The following is a 14,015-nucleotide window of genomic DNA, read 5'->3' on the forward strand; positions in this document are numbered from 1 at the left end:
GATGCTCGGCAGCCTGGAGTTGATCGCGGTGGTCTCCGGGGCCGCCTGTGTGGCCGGGTTGCTGCTGGCCGTGGTCGCGCTGGTCGGCACCCGCCGACCGCCCGGGCCGCGCCCGGGCAGCGGGCCGGGGCTGAGCCGGCTGTGGCGTGGGCCGGGCAGCACTCCGGCCGAGCACCGGGCCTACCAGGCGCTGTTGGCCGCCGCGCTGGTCGCCGGCGCGTTGGCGTTCCTGTTGACCGGGCTGCCGGTGGTGGGCCTGCTGGTGGCGGTGGCGGTGCCCGGCACCCCGTGGCTGTTCGGGGTGGGCAAGGCCGAACAGCGGGCGATCGCCCGGATCGAGGCGGTCGGCGAGTGGACCCGCCGACTCAAGGACGTCTCCGGCACCGGGCAGGGGCTCCAACAGGCGATCATCGGAACGATCGGCAGCGTGCCACCCGGCGTCGAGGACGAGGTACGGCTGCTCGCCGCCCGCCTCCAGGCCGGCTGGCTGGCCCGCTCCGCGCTGCTGGCCTTCGCCGACGAGATCGCCGACCCGGTCTGCGACCAGGTGGTCGCGGCGCTGATCCTGCACCTGTCGGACCGGGGTGAGCGGCTGGGTGACGTGCTCGGTTCGATCGCCGGCGCGGCGTCCGCGGAGGTGGCCACCCGGCGGGAGATCGAAGCCAAGCGCACCCAGCCCCGGTTCGCGGTCCGCTTCCTCACCGGGATGACGCTGGCGACCCTCGCATACGGGCTGATCAACACCGAGTACATCAGGCCGTACGGCACACCGGTGGGTCAGCTGGTGATGGCCGTCCTCGGCACCGCCTTCATCGGCCTGCTGGCCTGGGTGCGGTCGATGAGCCAGCCGCAACGGCCGGCCCGGTTCCTGCCGGCGCCCGACCCCAACGAGGTGATCGCGTGAGCGCCCAGCGGAGCCCGGCGGTCGCGAACGGAAGGCGGCTCCCGTGATCCTGAACTGGCAGTTGGCCGTCGCGGTCTGCGGTGGCGCCGGGATCGGTCTGGGTGTGTTCCTGGTGGTCCGGGAGCTGGCGCCGGCGACACCGGCGCTCGGGCCGGCGCTGCGCCGACTGCACCAGCCACCAGGCGTCGGCCGGGTCGCCACGCCCGCGTCCCGGCGACTTGACTCGCTGACCGGGTTGTCCCGCTGGCTGCGACCGCCGCAGCGGCAGCTGGCCCTGATCGGTCAGACGCCCGAGCAGTACGCGCTGTCGGTGCTGCTCTCCGCGCTGATCGGGCTGGCCACGCCGACCCTGCTCGGGGTGACGCTGTGGGCGCTCGGCGTCTCGTTCCCGCTTGTCGTGCCGGTGCTCGGCAGCCTGGGCCTGGCGCTGCTGGGCGGCCTGCTGGCGCACCAGTCCGTGCTGACCAAGGCGGATGCCGCCCGCGACGAGTTTCGCCAGGCCGTCTGCACCTACCTCGACCTGGTGGCGTTGCAGCTCTCGGCGGCGCACGGGCCGGTGCAGTCGCTGGAGCGGGCGGCGGCGGTCTGCGACGGTTGGGTGTTCGACCGGCTCCAGGAGTCGCTGCGGATCGCCCAGATGCAGATGCACGCGCCCTGGGACGAACTCCGCGACCTCGCCGACAAGGTCGGCATTCCGGAGTTGGGTGACGTCGGCGCGATCATGCGCTCGTCCGGCAGCGAGGGCGCGCAGGTGCACGAGACGCTGCGCAGCCGGGCCGACTCGCTGCGCGACCAGATCCGCACCGACAACCTCACCCGCGCCGAGGGGGTGACCAGCAAGCTCGACATCCCGGGCGCGCTGCTCGTCTTCGTGCTGCTCGGGTTCGTCCTCTACCCGTTCATCACCCGTGTCTGACCCCACCCCCTTGAAGGAGAACGCGATGTCCATCCTCAGCTATCTGCACGTCGTGCTGACGACGCGCCTGGCCGAGCTGCGCCGCGACGGTGAGCGGGGCGACAGCCCGGTGCCCACCGCGGTGATCATCGCCGGCCTGGTCGCCGTCGCCATGGCCGTCACCGCGTTGGCCCTGACCAAGGCCAACGACTGGATGACCAAGATCCCGGGCTACTCGCCCCCGAAGTAGCCGGCGTGAGTCGAGCAACGTACTCGAGGTGGAGCCGGGCGGTCAGCGCCGCCCGGCGCCCTCTCGCGGCCGACGACAGTGAGCGGGGTGCCAACCCGGTGGAGCTCGCCGTGATGATGCCGCTGATCCTGGTGCTGCTCTTCGCCTCGATCCAGGTCGCGGCCGTCTTCCTCGCCCGCTCCACCGCGTTGAACGCCGCGCAGAGTGGCGTCAACGCGCAGCGGACGTATCAGGCGCACGACGGCGCCGGGGTGGAGAGCGCCTCCCGCTTCCTGCGAGCCGCCGGCGGCTGGCTGGTGGGCTGGGACAAGGCCGGCCCGACCTGCGTGACCACCACGACCGACGTGACCTGCACCGTGAGCGGAAGGTCCCTGTCGGTGGTGCCGGGTGTGGACTTCGCGATACGGCAGACCGCCCACGGAACGGTGGAGAGGGTGACCCCGCCGTGACCCGTACCGCCGAGCGGGGCTCGGTTTCCATCGAGGTGGCGGTGCTCGCGCCCGCGTTCATCGCGTTGATGGTGCTGGCAGGTGTGGTCGGGCGCAGCGCGGTTGCTGCCGAAGCGCTCGACGCGGCCGCGCACGACGCCGCGCGGGCCGCCTCGATCTCCCGGGATTCCGACACCGCTGAGAAGGCAGCGTTGGAGGCTGCCCGGAAGCAGTTGGACTGGCACGGCCTGGCCTGCGCCAACGACCTGGACCCGACGTTCACCGGCTCGGTGGCCGGCAGTGACTCTTCCAGCTTCGACGACGCCTTCAGCAGCTCGGTCGGTACGGACGCCACGGTGACGGTGACGATCAGCTGCGTGGTGTCCTTCCAGGACATCACCCTCGACATCCTGCCCGGCATGAAGAGTAAACGGGAGATCACCGCCGAGTTCACCTCCCCACTTGACCGCTACCGGGGGCGGCAATGACGGCCACCACGTCGGCGGTCAGGTCCTCGCCGGCAGGTGAGCACGGCCGGGTGAGCATCTTCCTCGCGGTGACGATGGTCGGCGTACTGGCCATCATCGGCCTCTCCTTCGACGGCGCCGGGCAGCTCCGCACTCTGCAACGTGCCCAGAACCTGGCCGCCGAGGCGGCCCGGGCCGGCGGTCAGGCCATCGACCGGGCCACCGCCATCGAGGGCGGGCCGAAGCGGCTCGACGAGCCGGAGGCCCGCAAGGCGGTCGCCAACTACCTGGATGAAGTGGACACCGCCAGCCACACCGTGAGCTTCCCGGAGGTCGACGGGGAAATCCTGATCCGGGTGACCGTCTCCATCACCTACCAGCGCTCCATGCTCGGACCGTTCGTCCAGGACAAGGCGGTCACCGTCACCGGCGAGGCGACCGCGCGTGCCATCACCGCAACACCGTAGGAAGGTAGGCAGCCATGCCCGTTTCGGGTGGGTCCGTCGTACGGCGGACCGGACGGATCCTCACCGGCATCGGCGCGCTGGCAGTGCTCCTGGTGCTGCTGGTCGGCGCGCCGATCGCGCTGCTCGCCTTCGCCGGTAACCCGCTGCCCGATCACCTTCCCACGATCAACGAGGTGGGCACCGCGCTGACCAGCCGGGACGACGGTCAGCTCTTCCTGCGGGCGCTGGCCGTGGCCGGTTGGTTCGGCTGGGCCACGTTCGCCTTCTCGGTGCTCGTCGAGTTGGGTGCACAGACCCTGCGCCGGCCGGCGCCGAAGCTGCCCGGGATGGGCCGCCAGCAGAAGGCCGCCGCCGCGCTGGTCGGCTCGGTCGCGCTGATCCTGGTAGCCAGCCCGGCCGCCGCCAGCGCCGCAGCGGTCTACGGAACTCCGGTGTACGCGAGTCCGAGCGCGCCGGCCGTCACCACAGTGGCCGCGCCGCCCCGCGCGACGACGACGCCGGACACGGCCGCGCCGGTGGCCCGGGGCGGGCTGCTTGGCATGGCCGGGACCGGCCTCGCCGCACCCGGTGGCTCGGCGGCGAACGACGAGGCCGCGCCGGTGTACCGGGTGGCACGGGGCGACTACCTCGGGGAGGTGGCCGAGCGGTACCTGGACAAGTTCGGCGACTACCGACAGCTCGCCAAGCTGAACAAGCTCGACGACCCGGACCGGATCCGCCCCGGCCAACTACTCCGACTGCCCATGGAGGCCGCCGACCAGGGGGCCCGGCAGCACGCCACCGGCCGGCTCGTCGACCGGCCCGCCGCGCCGAAGCCACCCGCGCCCCGGCCGGCGCCCGAGCGGCCCGCACCGCCGCGGGTGGCCCCGGCACCACCTGGCGGTACGGAGTCAGCCGGCCAACCACCAGCGATGACAGTCGGTGCAGCCCGAGCCGGTGCCACCGATCGGGTGAACCGCCCGCTGGCGGTCTCCGCCGTACTGGCGGTGGCGAGCATCGTCGGCGCCCAGATCGGCGCGGTCCTGGGGCTGCGCCGCCGTCCAGCCACCGCCGGAGCAGCTCCCCGGCTGGCCGCCTCCTCCCGCACATCCCGGGGCGGCGCGGGCCGAAGCAGCAGCGGCGGCGCGGGCGGACGGGCCAGTGGCGGCACGGCCGGGAGCGGCGCCGCGTGGGCTGCCAGCCGGGCGGCGGCGGCCATCGAAGCTCCCGCGACACCGAACGGTGGCGCGACACCGAGCGGGAAACCCTTCGCACCTCGCGGCGGCGGAATGACATCCACCGGCAGTGGGGCGGCGCCTACCAGCAGCGGGATCGCACCCGCCGGCAGCGGGATCGCACCTACCGGTAGCGGGGTGGCACCCGCCGGCAGTGGCATGGCTTCCCCCGGTAGTACGGCGTTCCCGGGTAGCGGGATGGCGCTCTCCGGCGGCACCGCACCCCCCGGTGGCGGAATGGCGACCGCCGACGCAGGGGGCTGGAGTGGTGACGACGGCTGGGCCGGTGCTGGTGGCGAGGGCGACCTCTTCGACGGCGGGCACGGCCTGGACTCCGTCCCGGACGGTCCGCCGGTCGGCCGACACCGACGCACCTGAGCGGCCAGCACGACCTGGTGTCTCCGCCGCCCTGCGGAGGCTGCGCGAACTCAGGCAGGAGTGTGCCGGCTGCAACGCCTGCGACTCGGCTGGCCACCCCATGCCGGACCGGTTCCCCCACGTCGCGCCGATCGCGGCCGCGACTGTCTGGTCACGCCGGCCTAGCGGGAGCGGCGGGGGCAATGCCTCCGGGGCGCGGAGCATCAGCGCCGGGGCAGACCGCCCATGCCGGGTGGCAGACCACGACGCCGAGGCGCCCGGTGTGGGTGAGGGCGGCAGGCAGGCAGGGCCAGCGGGTCAGAGCAGGCAGGCAGGTCAGGGCACGCGGGTCTGAAGCACGCCGTTCTGGATCCGGGTGGGCAGGATCTGCTGGTCGTTGCCGGACGGCCCCTGCACGACCTCGCCACCGTTGAGCCGGAACGCGCTGCCGTGCCACGGGCAGACCACGCAGGCGTGGCCGTCGATCTCCCGCACCTCGCCCTCGCCGAGCGGCCCGCTCTGGTGCGGGCAGCGCTCCAACATCACTGTCACCTCGTCGCCGTGCCGGTAGAGGATCACCGAGATGTCCTCGTCCACTTCCCGGGTGATCAGGGTGCGTTGCGGCAACGTCGCCATGTCGGCCAGCGAGTGCCAGCCGTCGGTCATCCGGCGCAGCTCGGAGATGCTCTGGTTGACCTGGGCCCCCTGCTTGTACGCGAGGTGACCCCCGATGTACGCCCCGAGGCTCACGGTGGAGAGCCCGAGGAAGCCGAGGGCACGGCCCATTCCGTGCCGGCCGGACATCCGAGCGGCCAACGAGCCGGCGTAGAGCGTCAAGCCGACGGTGTTGGCGGCGGCGTGCACAAGGCCGACCCGGCGCTGGTCCCGGGCGAGCGCCGCCCAGTCGTTCAGACCGGCGACCGCCGCTGGCAGCGCGCTGACGGTGCCCAGACCGACAAGTACGGTGGCCGGCCGGCGCTGCCCGGGCATGAGGTCCAGCACCGCGGCGCTGATCCACGCGCCGACCGGCACCTGCACCATCGCCGGGTGCAGTGGATGCCCGAGGGTCACCCCGTGCAGCAGGTCGCGCAGCCGGCGCGGCCGCAGCGTCCCCAGGACGATCTTCTGCAGCCGGTCACCCGCGCGGTCCAGCCGGGAGTCCTGCTCAACTTTCGTCAAAAGTGCTCGCACGAGTACCGACTTCCCGGCGATCGCCGTCGCAAACCGGCCGTCGGCGACAAACCTGCCGCACCGCCCCCCACACCGTCCACGCCGCCGATCTCGCAGCCTTTGCTCCGACAACTCGGGGCAAAGGCTGCGAACCGGCAACCGGAAGTGCAAGATCGACGGGGATTGTGGGGGGTGGGGCGGGACGGGCATGCTGGCGGGATGGGTGTGCGGGTGGAGCGGCGCGGGGCGGTCAGCACCGTTGTGCTGGATCGGCCGGCGGCTCGGAACGCTGTCGACGGGCCGACGGCGCGGGCGCTGGCCGACGCGTTTCGGGCCTTCGACGCCGACCCGGACGCGGCGGTGGCCGTGCTCTGGGGCGCCGGTGGCACGTTCTGCGCAGGCGCCGACCTCAAGGCGATCGGCACGCCGAGCGGCAACCGGGTCGAGCCGGAGGGGGACGGCCCGATGGGTCCGACCCGGATGATGCTCAGCAAACCGGTGATCGCGGCGATCTCCGGGTACGCGGTGGCGGGCGGGCTCGAACTGGCGCTCTGGTGTGACCTGCGGGTCGCCGAGTCCGACGCGACGCTCGGGGTGTTCTGCCGCCGCTGGGGAGTGCCGTTGATCGACGGCGGCACCGTCCGACTGCCCCGGTTGATCGGCGAGAGTCGGGCCATGGACCTGATCCTCACCGGCCGCCCGGTGCCGGCCGACGAGGCGTACGCGATGGGGTTGGTCAATCGGTTGGTGCCACCCGGCCAGGCGCGGGCCGCGGCCGAGGAGTTGGCGGCGGCGATCGCCCGGCATCCGCAGACCTGCCTGCGCAACGACCGGGCGGCGCTGCTGGCCGCCGCCGGGCGGCCCGAGCCGGAGGCGCTGGCGACCGAGTTGGCGTACGGGATGAACTCGCTGGCCACGGACGCGGCGGCCGGCGCGGCCCGGTTCGCCGCGGGCGAGGGCCGGTTCGCCGCGGGCGAGGGCCGACACGGCGCGACGCCGCCGGGAGAGTCACCTCCCCCGACGGCGTCGGCTCCGGGCCAGCTCAGTTGCGGATGATGGTGAAGGTTGTCGTGGTGTTGCGGATGTCCTGGTAGTTGTTCGTCAACCGCAGGTTGTTGAAGGTGACCGAGCCGACCGCCGGGCCCTGACCGGGTTCCGGCATCTCGTTGGCCCAGATCGCGAACCCGGACTTCGCGTCGTACGCGTCACCGCTCTTCCGGACTCCACTGATCGAGATGTTGGTGAAGACCGTGTCGGTGATCGGGTTCTCCGGCTGCGACCCGTTGTACTTGGTCTGGAACATGATGCCGGTGTACGTCGGATCGACGATGTCCACGTCGGACACCCGGATGCCGCGGAACTCCTTCGACGCGGAGAAGACCCAGATCGCGGGGAATGTCTGGGAGCCCCAGAAATGGCCGCCCGCTCGGACCAGTGAGATGTTCTGGAACTGGGTCGGCGGGCTGGCCCCGAACCCGATGAACGGGTAACCGAAGTCCAGCGAGCTGATGGTGATCCCCGAGTACGTCAACATGTCCGCGATGTACAGGTTGCGGAAGATGTTGTTGTAGCCGCCGTAGACCGCCAGCCCGGCCGCCCGCCAGGTCAACGTGGCCGAGAGGTTCTCGAACACGTTGCCGTTGTTGCCCGTCGACGCACCCTGGTCGGTGGCCGAGAAGAGGGCGAACGCGTCATCGCCGTTCGACCGCCCCTCGGTGTTGGTGATCAGGTTGTTGGTGCTGCCGTTGGTCAGGTTCACCCCGTCGGCGAAGGTGTTGCGGAAGCGGCTGTTGCGGATGGTCAGCCCGCTGACACTCACCCCCCAGTACGCGCAGACGGTGTGCTCGACCCAGACGCTGTCCAGGGTCATGTTGTCGACGTCCTTCAGCTCACCCCAGACCTTGCCCGGCCCGTCGATGCGGTTGGTGTAGTTGCCGAAGAAGGCCAGGTGCGAGAAGGACGACCCGCTGGCCGAGGACTCCACCCGGAAGCCCGCGTCGGTGTTCTGCTGACCGGTCGGCGTCTGGAAGCGGGTGTACCACATGCCCGCGCCGACCACGGTGATCGGCTTTCCGTACACCTGGAACTTCTGCGCGGTCTCGTAGGTGCCGGCCGGCAGGTAGACGCCGACCAGGTTGCCTGTGGTGTCCATCCGGACCGCGTCCAGCGCGTTCTGGACGTCCTGGTGGCTGAAGCCGGAAGGCACCCGGTAACGGGCCGGGTCCGGGTTGGCTCGCGGTGCGACCAGCTCCAGGTTGATGAAGTCGATCGCGTACGTGGTGGTGTTGGCCGGGTCCTTCTGCAAACGGATCCTGCTGCCGGCCGGGATGGTCGAGTTCAGCATCACGTTCGCCTCGTCGTACAGGTGGCGAGGCGGGCCGGCGCTCGGCGAGTCACTCGGGCTGGCCTCCGCGCCGTACAACCAGATGTGCTTGGAGGTCAGGTTGATCGGCTTGTGCAGGGTGCCGTTGACGTAGATGTTCAGCGTCGAGTCGATGCCCCCACCGCCGGCCGAGTCGGGGATGGAGAAGCGGGTGACCAGGGTGTTGGTCGCCGCCCGGGTGGTCCACTCGACGTACGAGCCGGTGCTGTTCAGGGTCACCGCCCGACGTCCGGACGCTTCACCGCCGAGGTTGCCGATGTCCCGGTTGGGCCCGACCTGCCCGGCGCCGCCGCCGGTGGTGCCGTCCTCGGCCTCGTACATGTCGTAGCCGAGGTTGGCGCCGCGCCCCACGAAGAGCGGGCGGTCGGTGGTGTTGTTGGTCTGCTTGACCGGCAGCTCGTTGCCGTCCACGGCGAGCACCACCCGGACGGTGTACTTGCCGTTGGCGGCGGTCCAGGTGCCCAGGCTGATCGGGCCGACAGTCGCGCCGGCGTTGATCACACCCGAGTACGAACCGGTCAGGGTCCGGACCACGGTGCCGGAGTCGTTGAGCACGGTCAGTGTGATGCCGTGCGCGCCGGACGCGGACGCCTGGTTGCCGGCGTTGCGGATCGACACCGAGAAGTTGACGGTGCTGCCGGGCGGCGGGTTGCCCGGCGACCAGTCGACAGCGGCGGCGACCAGGTCGGAGCTGGCCACAGCGCCGACCACCAGCGGGCTGGGGTTGGTGTAGCTGTTGTTGGTGTCGTCGGACTCGACGACGGTGTTCGACTCGTCGACCTTGGCGCTGAGCGGGTAGCTGCCCGAGTCCCGGGTGCCGATGCTGGCGCTGACCGTTGTCGAGGCGCCGGCCGCGAGGCCGCCGACCGCTGCGGTGCCGACCCGGGTGGAGCCCAGGTAGAAGTTGACGTTCGTCGCGCCGGAGGCCGCGGAGCCCGCGTTACGCACCGTCGCGGAGAGCGTGATGGTGCTGGTCTCCACGGGTGCGGACGGGCTGAACGACATTCCGGTCACGGTCAGGTCCGGGTTCGGCGCCGGAGTGCCGAAGACCTGGAACTCGGCCACCTGACCGGCCGGGGCGCCGGTGTTCGAGGCGATCGAGAGTCGTACGTCGGCGGCCGCGCCGGAGACCGGGATGGTCACCGTGTTGCCGCTGCCCGGGTTGAAGGTGTAGTTCGCCGCGCCGACCAGTGTGGTGAAGCTCGACGAGGCCTGGTCCCGGCCGAGCACCGTGATGTTCTGGGTACGCGTGCCCCACGCCGAGTCCGGGTTGAGCTTCACGACGACCTGGCTGAGGCTGGCGTTCGCGCCGAGCTGCACGGTCAGCGTGCTCGGGTTGCCGTTGCCCTCCCAGTAGGTGGCCACGTTGTTGTCGTTGGCGTTGGTCGCCACGAACGTGTGCACGAAGCCGGACGCGGTGATCGGCTTCCCGACCGCCAGGTTGGAACCGGTGGGCGGGTTCCCGGTGCCGGTGCGGGTCACGGTGTTGCTGTTCGCCGACTGGTTGCCGGCCGCGTCCTTGGCCCGCACGTAGTACGACACCGTGGCGCTGTCGGGCTGACTGTCGGTGTAGGTGAGCGTCGAGCCGTTGACGCTGCCGCGCAGCGCGCCGTTGGCGTAGATGTCGTAGCCGGTCACCCCGACGTTGTCGGTCGACGCCGACCAGCTGAGCCGGATCTGCCCGCTGGCCGGCTGGGTGTAGGCCAGGTTGCCCGGGACGCCGGGCGCCTGGGTGTCGGTGCTGCCGGTGGCGCCGTACACCTCGACCTCGGAGAGCTGCGCGGCCGGCCAGCCGGTGTTGCCGGTGACCTGCACGCGTACGTAGCGGGTGCTGGCGGCGGTGAAGCTGACCGTCGCGGTGTTGCCGCTGCTCGGGTTGAAGGTGTAGCCGGCGGACGCCTTCAGGGTGCTGAAGGACGTGCCGTTGGTCGAGCCCAGCACCGACAGCGTCTGGGTGCGGGTCTGCCAGTCGGACGAGGGCGGCAGCTTGAGCACCACCCGGTCCACGTTGACGGTGGCGCCCAGGTCCGCCTGGATCCACTGCGGGAACGCGTTGTTGGCGCTCTCCCAGTAGGTCGACGCGTTGCCGTCGTTGGCGTTGCCCGCCACGTAGTTCTGGTTGTAGCTGCTGGCGGTCATGGTGGCGGAGAGCCCGGCGAGCATGGCCACCCGGGCGGCGGCCGCGGACGGGTCGGCCGCCGGTGCCGCGCTCGCCATGGGGGTGACGACCGGGGCGGTGGCGAGGAGCATCCCGGCGAGCGCGCCGGCGAGCATCCGATGGCGGCCGGTTCGGGCGGTGCGGGGGACGGTGGTGGGCGCGCCGGTTGGCGGCGTGCCTCGTCTGGTGCCGGTCCTGGACATGGGGTCGCTACACCTCTTTCGGGGGTGGGTGTGGGTGCGTTGCCCGGCGACGGGTGCAGGGGTACGCCCGTCGATCCGCGACAGGTGGGGGACGGTGCGGGTTGGGGACGGGTCGGATGCGTCGGCGCGGCGTTGCGTCGGAGCGCCCGGACCGGGTGCCCCCGCCCGGTCGGGGCGGGGGCGCCCGACCTAGCTGGAGTAGACCTCGAACTCGCTGAGCTGACCGGCTGGCCACCCGCTGTTGCCGGTGACGGTCAGCCGCAGGTACCGCTGGGTGGTCGCCGTGAAGGTCACGGTGACCGTGTTGCCGCTGGCCGGGTTGAAGCTGTAGCCGGCGGACCCCTTCAGGGTGGCGAACGTCGAACCGTTTGTGGAGCCGAGCACCGCCAGCGTCTGGGTACGCGTCTGCCAGGCCGATGACGGTGGGAGCTTCAGCACGACCCGGGACACCGACCGGTCGGCCCCCAGGTCCACAGTCAACGACTGCGGGAACGCGTTGTTGGCGCTCTCCCAGTAGGTGTTCGCGTTGCCGTCCACCGCGTTGGGGGCGGCGTACACGTCGGAGTGGCTGGTCTCGGTGATCGACCGCCCGGCCGCCAGGTTGCCGGTGGGCGGCGGCGTGGTCGGAGGCGGGGTGGTCGGCGGTGGCGTGGTCGGCGGCGGGGTGGTCTGGGTGCCGCCGTACACCTCGACCTCGGAGAGTTGCGCGGCCGGCCAACCGGTGTTGCCGGTGACGGTGACCCGGAGGTAGCGGCGGTCACCGGAGGGCAGCCCGATCGACACGGTGTTGCCCGTGCCGGGGGCGAAGACCCGACCGGCGGACGACGCCAGTGTGGTGTACGCCGAGCCGTCGGTGGAGCCGAGCACCGACAGCGTCTGGGTGCGTTGCTCCCAACCGCTGGGCAGCTTGAGCACCACCCGGTCGACCGACCGGGACGCGCCCAGGTCGACGGTGACCGATTGCGGGAAGGCGTTGTTGGCGCTCTCCCAGTAGCTGGCCGCGTTGCCGTCCACCACGTTGGCCGCCGTGTAGCTCTGGTTGGTGCTGGTCGCGGTCGTCGACCGGCCCAGCGCCAGGTTCCCGCTGGTCGGGGGCGGGGTGGTCGGCGGTGGCGTGGTGGGCGGTGGGGTCGTCGGCGGCGGCGAGGTGGGCCCGCCGCCCCACTGCGGGTTCGGCCACGGGCCGCAGTACGGGGTCGGGGTGTACCAGCCGGAGTTGCCGGAGCCCTGGGTGATCTGAAAGCCGCCGCCCACGCAGTTGTGCATCGGGTTGCTCTGCGCGATGTTGGTGGCCCGCACGTTCGTGAACGACACCTGGCTGGGCGCCTGCACCTGGAGCGCGTACGTGCCGGCGCCGTCGATCCGTACGTTGGTGAGGTTGATTCCGCTGGTCTGGCCCTCGATCCAGTGCAGCGCGGCGTACGAGCTGTCCAGGATGTCGGTGTCGGTGATGTTGATGGTGGCCTGCTGGAACGCCTCGTTGAGGGCGGAGAACCAGATCGCGCCGACCCCGAAGTTCCAGTTGTAGTCCGAGTTGCCGTTGCGGATCAGCGTGTTCCGGGCGATCGTCCAGGTGCCCCGGACCGCGGTGTCGCCCTGCACGCCGGGGTAGCGGTTCGCGACGTGGATGCCGCCGCCGTTGGTCAGCGAGTCGGCAGTCACGTTGTCGGTGATCTTGATGTCCCGACCGCCGTAGCTGACCAGGTGGTTGGCCAGCAGGGTCACGCCGATGGTGTTGTGCGTGAACGAGTTGTTGACGTTCGGCACGCTCTGCGCCCACATCGCCAGGGCGTCGTCGCCGGTGTTGCGGACGAACGTGTTGGTCACCGTCGAGTTGGTGACGCCGGTGTGGAAGTTCACCCCGTCAGCGGTCTGGTCCAGGATCCGGCTGTTGCGGATGGTGAAGTTGTCCATCGGGCCGTCCATCCACGCCCCGACCTTTGTGTTCTCCAGCCAGAGGTTGTCCACCACCGAGTTGGTCATCGCCCCGCCCAGGGCGTTGACCTGGTCGTCGTCGACCCGCTCGCGGATGTCGCCGATGATGGCGAAGTCCCGCAGCGTGACGTTGCGGCTGGGCCCGTTCGCCTCGTGCGCACGGACCGGGCCGGTGTAGCCGCCACCGGGGACGTACTTGCCGTAGATGCCGACGGACCTGTTCCGCTCGGTGGGGTGCCGGCCGCCGAGCACCGAATACCAGGGGCCCGCGCCGCGCAGCGTCACACCGTCGACCACCACGTGATCCCAGAGGGTGAAGGTTCCGGTCGGGATCCAGACGGCCCGGCCCTGAGCCTTTCCGGCGTCGACCGCCGCCTGGAACTTCGCCGTCGAGTCGGTCGCGCCGCTCGGGTCGGCGCCGAAGTCGGTGACCACGTCGAGCACACCCGAGGGCTTCGTGATCGCCGGGGCGACCAGCTCGAAGTCGGCCAGGTCGATGGTGAACGTGGGCGACTGCGCGGTCGAGGAGACCTGGAGCCGGATCTTCGTGCCGGCCGGCTGGGTGCTGCCGAACAGCGCCCGCGTCTCGTCGTACAAGTGGTGCGGGTTGGTGTCACCCGGGTTGTTGTTGAACGGGTATCCGCCGTAGTACCAGCCGTACCGCGACGTCACCGGGACCGACTTCAGCAGCGCCCCGTTGGCCCGCAGGTCGATGGCGGCGTCCCGGCCGGTGCCGGCCGGGCTGTCCGGCAGGCTGTAGCGGAAGGTGACCGCGTTGGCCGGGGCGGTGAGGGTGAACTCGACGTACTCACCGACGGCGTCCAGGGTGACCGCCTCCCGGCCGGACGCCTCGGACGGCAGGGTGCCGTAACGCCGGTCCGGGCCGATCTTCGTGCCGTTGTGGGCGGTCTCCTCCGCCTCCTGCTCGACGAACGGAACGGTGGCGCCCCGGTTGGGGATGTCGAAGGGGGACAACCCCGCCGCCGAGGCCGGGGTCGCGGTGCCGGTGACCGCGATGGCGGTCACCGTTGTGGCGGCGAGCACTGTGGCGGCGATGGCGGCCAACAGTGCCCGGGTCGGGTGTCGAAGGTGGTGCGGGGTGCCGGTGGTGTGGTTGGCCATGAGCTGCGCTCTCCCTTTCGTCAGGCAGGCCAGATCCCCCCGTGTCGGTGCGGTGTCGCGCG

General features: G+C 71.4%; 10 protein-coding genes and 1 pseudogene. 8 read left to right on the forward strand and 3 right to left on the reverse strand.

The genetic code is table 11. The annotated features are described in order from the left end of the window. The first annotated feature begins 1 nt into the window (after position 1). The 7 genes and pseudogenes from ABZU74_RS01760 to ABZU74_RS01790 form a co-directional block, all read left to right on the forward strand. Positions 2-904, forward strand: a complete 903-nt coding sequence (locus ABZU74_RS01760) for a type II secretion system F family protein (RefSeq protein WP_355417162.1) — start codon at positions 2-4, stop codon at positions 902-904. A gap of 46 nt (positions 905-950) precedes the next feature. Beyond that, on the forward strand, positions 951-1,820 hold the full coding sequence (locus ABZU74_RS01765) for a type II secretion system F family protein (RefSeq protein WP_355418211.1): 870 nt from the start codon (positions 951-953) through the stop codon (positions 1,818-1,820). Between the two features lie 25 nt (positions 1,821-1,845). Continuing rightward, a complete protein-coding gene (locus ABZU74_RS01770; protein WP_030332273.1) occupies positions 1,846-2,049 on the forward strand; it encodes a hypothetical protein in 204 nt (67 codons plus the stop codon). A 98-nt stretch (positions 2,050-2,147) separates the two neighbouring features. Beyond that, entirely contained in the window at positions 2,148-2,498 is a 351-nt protein-coding gene (locus tag ABZU74_RS01775) for a TadE family protein (RefSeq protein ID WP_355418214.1), read from the forward strand. Beyond that, positions 2,495-2,965, forward strand: a complete 471-nt coding sequence (locus ABZU74_RS01780) for a TadE/TadG family type IV pilus assembly protein (protein ID WP_355417165.1) — start codon at positions 2,495-2,497, stop codon at positions 2,963-2,965. Before ABZU74_RS01775 ends, ABZU74_RS01780 begins: the two co-directional genes overlap by 4 nt. Beyond that, positions 2,962-3,411 carry a pilus assembly protein TadG-related protein gene (locus ABZU74_RS01785; protein ID WP_355417168.1) on the forward strand — a complete coding sequence of 150 codons (450 nt, stop codon included), beginning with the start codon at positions 2,962-2,964 and terminating at the stop codon, positions 3,409-3,411. The genes ABZU74_RS01780 and ABZU74_RS01785 overlap by 4 nt, the downstream gene beginning before the upstream one ends. Positions 3,412-3,425: 14 nt before the next feature. Continuing rightward, a pseudogene (locus ABZU74_RS01790) lies at positions 3,426-4,460 on the forward strand (LysM domain-containing protein); the annotation flags it as partial. A gap of 858 nt (positions 4,461-5,318) precedes the next feature. Here ABZU74_RS01790 and ABZU74_RS01795 read toward each other — a convergent pair. Further along, a complete protein-coding gene (locus ABZU74_RS01795; RefSeq protein ID WP_355417171.1) occupies positions 5,319-6,173 on the reverse strand; it encodes a DUF2231 domain-containing protein in 855 nt (284 codons plus the stop codon). Between the two features lie 198 nt (positions 6,174-6,371). Here ABZU74_RS01795 and ABZU74_RS01800 point away from each other — a divergent pair, with 198 nt between their 5' ends. Then, positions 6,372-7,208, forward strand: coding sequence for a crotonase/enoyl-CoA hydratase family protein (locus tag ABZU74_RS01800; protein ID WP_355417174.1), 837 nt, complete (start codon positions 6,372-6,374; stop codon positions 7,206-7,208). On the opposite strand, the gene ABZU74_RS01805 is transcribed toward ABZU74_RS01800, so the two are convergent. Both ABZU74_RS01805 and ABZU74_RS01810 read right to left on the reverse strand, forming a co-directional pair. After that, positions 7,195-10,896 carry a discoidin domain-containing protein gene (locus tag ABZU74_RS01805; protein WP_355417177.1) on the reverse strand — a complete coding sequence of 1,234 codons (3,702 nt, stop codon included), beginning with the start codon at positions 10,894-10,896 and terminating at the stop codon, positions 7,195-7,197. The genes ABZU74_RS01800 and ABZU74_RS01805 overlap by 14 nt on opposite strands. Before the next feature lie 189 nt (positions 10,897-11,085). Then, positions 11,086-13,953 (reverse strand): discoidin domain-containing protein, encoded by a 2,868-nt coding sequence (locus ABZU74_RS01810; RefSeq protein ID WP_355417180.1) that lies wholly within the window; start codon positions 13,951-13,953, stop codon positions 11,086-11,088. Between the last annotated feature and the right edge of the window lie 62 nt (positions 13,954-14,015).

Source organism: Micromonospora sp. NPDC005171 (genome assembly GCF_040608575.1).
Lineage (GTDB): Bacteria > Actinomycetota > Actinomycetes > Mycobacteriales > Micromonosporaceae > Micromonospora.